Below are 3,205 nucleotides of genomic sequence, written 5' to 3' on the forward strand. Positions count from 1 at the left end.
AGGAGGCGAACCTGGTGAACTGAAACATCTAAGTAGCCAGAGGAAAGGACATCAACCGAGACTCCGTTAGTAGTGGCGAGCGAACGCGGACCAGGCCAGTGCCTGATCATAATTAACTAGAACAGTCTGGAAAGGCTGGCCATAGTGGGTGATAGCCCCGTATAGGTATGGTTGTGATCGGGACATGAGTAGGGCGGGACACGTGAAATCCTGTCTGAACATGGGGGGACCACCCTCCAAGCCTAAGTACTCCTATGCGACCGATAGTGAACAAGTACCGTGAGGGAAAGGTGAAAAGCACCCCGACGAGGGGAGTGAAATAGACCTTGAAACCGGATGCCTACAAGCAGTAGGAGCCCCTTTATGGGGTGACTGCGTACCTTTTGTATAATGGGTCAGCGAGTTAATCTTTGCAGCAAGCTTAAGCCGGTAGGTGTAGGCGTAGCGAAAGCGAGTCTTAATAGGGCGTTTAGTTGCAGGGATTAGACCCGAAACCGGGTGATCTAGCCATGAGCAGGTTGAAGGTGCGGTAACACGCACTGGAGGACCGAACCCACCAACGTTGAAAAGTTGGGGGATGACTTGTGGCTAGGGGTGAAAGGCCAATCAAACTCGGAAATAGCTGGTTCTCCGCGAAATCTATTTAGGTAGAGCGTCACGTATCATCATCGGGGGTAGAGCACTGGATGGGCTAGGGGGTCCCAACGACTTACCAAACCTAACCAAACTCCGAATACCGATGAATGCAGCGTGGCAGACAGGCAGTGGGTGCTAAGATCCATTGCCGAGAGGGAAACAGCCCAGACCGCCAGCTAAGGTCCCTAAGTTATGACTAAGTGGGAAAGGATGTGGGAAGGCCAAAACAACCAGGAGGTTGGCTTAGAAGCAGCCACCCTTTAAAGAAAGCGTAATAGCTCACTGGTCTAGATAAGCCGGCCTGCGCCGAAGATGTATCGGGGCTAAAGTCATACACCGAAGCTGCGGATCCTAGTTTACTAGGATGGTAGCGGAGCGTTCTGTAAGTCTGTGAAGGGTAGCCGTGAGGGTGCCTGGAGATATCAGAAGTGAGAATGCTGACATGAGTAGCGAGATGAGTGTGAGAAACACTCACGCCGAAAGTCCAAGGGTTCCTGCGTAAAGCTAATCTGCGCAGGGTTAGTCGGCCCCTAAGGCGAGGGCGAAAGCCGTAGTCGATGGGAAACAGGTTAATATTCCTGTACCTGCTGGAAGTGACGAATAGGGTAAATTGTGGATCCTTATTGGATTGGATCTGCCGTGAACCTGTTCCAGGAAATAGCTCCAGCGTATAGACCGTACCCCAAACCGACACAGGTGGACTGGTAGAGTATACCGAGGCGTTTGAGAGAACTATGTTGAAGGAACTCGGCAAAATGACCCCGTAACTTCGGGAGAAGGGGTACCCCTCTTAAGGCAACTTTTGGGGGGTGGCACAGACTTGGGGGTGGCGACTGTTTATTAAAAACATAGGACTCTGCGAAGTCGCAAGACGACGTATAGGGTCTGACGCCTGCCCGGTGCTGGAAGGTTAAGAGGAGTGGTGAGAGCTGCGAATCGAAGCCCCAGTAAACGGCGGCCGTAACTATAACGGTCCTAAGGTAGCGAAATTCCTTGTCGGGTAAGTTCCGACCTGCACGAATGGCGTAACGACTTCCCCGCTGTCTCCAACATAGACTCAGCGAAATTGAATTCTCCGTGAAGATGCGGAGTACCCGCGGTTAGACGGAAAGACCCCGTGCACCTTTACTACAGCTTTGCAGTGGTATCAGGATTTAAATGTGTAGGATAGGTGGGAGCCTTTGAAACAGTCACGCCAGTGATTGTGGAGGCGTCCTTGAAATACCACCCTTTTGACTTTTGGTATCTAACCGAGGACCGTTATCCGGTTCCGGGACCCTGCATGGTGGGTAGTTTGACTGGGGCGGTCGCCTCCCAAATGGTAACGGAGGCGCGCGAAGGTTGGCTCAAGCTGGTCGGAAATCAGCTGTCGAGTGCAATGGCATAAGCCAGCCTGACTGCGAGACTGACAAGTCGAGCAGAGACGAAAGTCGGTCATAGTGATCCGGTGGTCCCGCGTGGAAGGGCCATCGCTCAACGGATAAAAGGTACGCCGGGGATAACAGGCTGATAATGCCCAAGAGTCCATATCGACGGCATTGTTTGGCACCTCGATGTCGGCTCATCTCATCCTGGGGCTGGAGCAGGTCCCAAGGGTTTGGCTGTTCGCCAATTAAAGAGGTACGTGAGCTGGGTTTAGAACGTCGTGAGACAGTTCGGTCCCTATCTGCCGTGGGTGTAGGATATTTGAGAGGAGCTGCCCCTAGTACGAGAGGACCGGGGTGGACGTACCTCTGGTGGACCTGTTGTCACGCCCGTGGCACTGCAGGGTAGCTAAGTACGGACGGGATAACCGCTGAAAGCATCTAAGCGGGAAGCCCCCCTCAAAACCAGATATCCCTTGAGAGCCGTGGAAGACTACCACGTTGATAGGCTGGAGGTGGAAGTGTGGCAACACATGAAGCTGACCAGTACTAATCACTCGATCGAGTTTGATCCAACACTTCAAATTCATGCACAGTAGTCAGTTCAGATACTGATACAAAAAATTGACCTACCCATAATATAAAAGTCTTCAAGGACCCGACCGGGTCCCGAGCAACTGCTCGAAAGCCTAAGGAAGCGGACGCTTCCGCCGGCAAGTGAGGCTAACAAAAAGATGTAATGATGCTATTTGCCGGCCTGGTGGCTATGGCAGGAGGCCCGCACCCGATCCCATCCCGAACTCGGAAGTGAAAACTCCTAGCGCCGATGGTACTTTGTCTTAAGGCACGGAAGAGTAGGTCGCTGCCAGGCCTGCAAATAACATCACAAATTCTTTCCTCTTCACAAATCAAACAACAACACAAATCAAACAAATCTCCCCCGATAATTAAAAAACAAACAGTGGGAAGACTTTCCTCTCACAGAGTGACAATCGTTCGATAGACCTCTCATCGGTCCAATGACGAAAACAAATTAACCGCGGCCAGTTTGGCAATGCAGCGCATTACACGGACTGGCTACGCTAAACAAGTTTAAACACGGTCGGCTGGCAATGCTTAAGCATTACCCGCGCCGACTGCGTCAAACAAGTTTGACGCGGGGTGGAGCAGCCCGGTAGCTCGTCAGGCTCATAACCTGAAGGTCG

At 52.1% G+C, this 3,205-nt stretch carries 2 rRNA genes (1 of these 2 only partly in view); both read left to right on the forward strand.

From position 1 onward, the window contains the following. Window positions 1-2,574: ribosomal RNA gene (locus GUA87_RS17755) — 23S ribosomal RNA — on the forward strand (it extends 168 nt beyond the left edge of the window). Window positions 2,575-2,756: 182 nt separating this feature from the next. Continuing rightward, window positions 2,757-2,871, forward strand: a 5S ribosomal RNA gene (gene rrf / locus GUA87_RS17760). The last annotated feature ends 334 nt before the right edge of the window (window positions 2,872-3,205 follow it).

The sequence above is a fragment of the Sneathiella sp. P13V-1 genome (assembly GCF_015143595.1).
Taxonomy (GTDB): domain Bacteria; phylum Pseudomonadota; class Alphaproteobacteria; order Sneathiellales; family Sneathiellaceae; genus Sneathiella.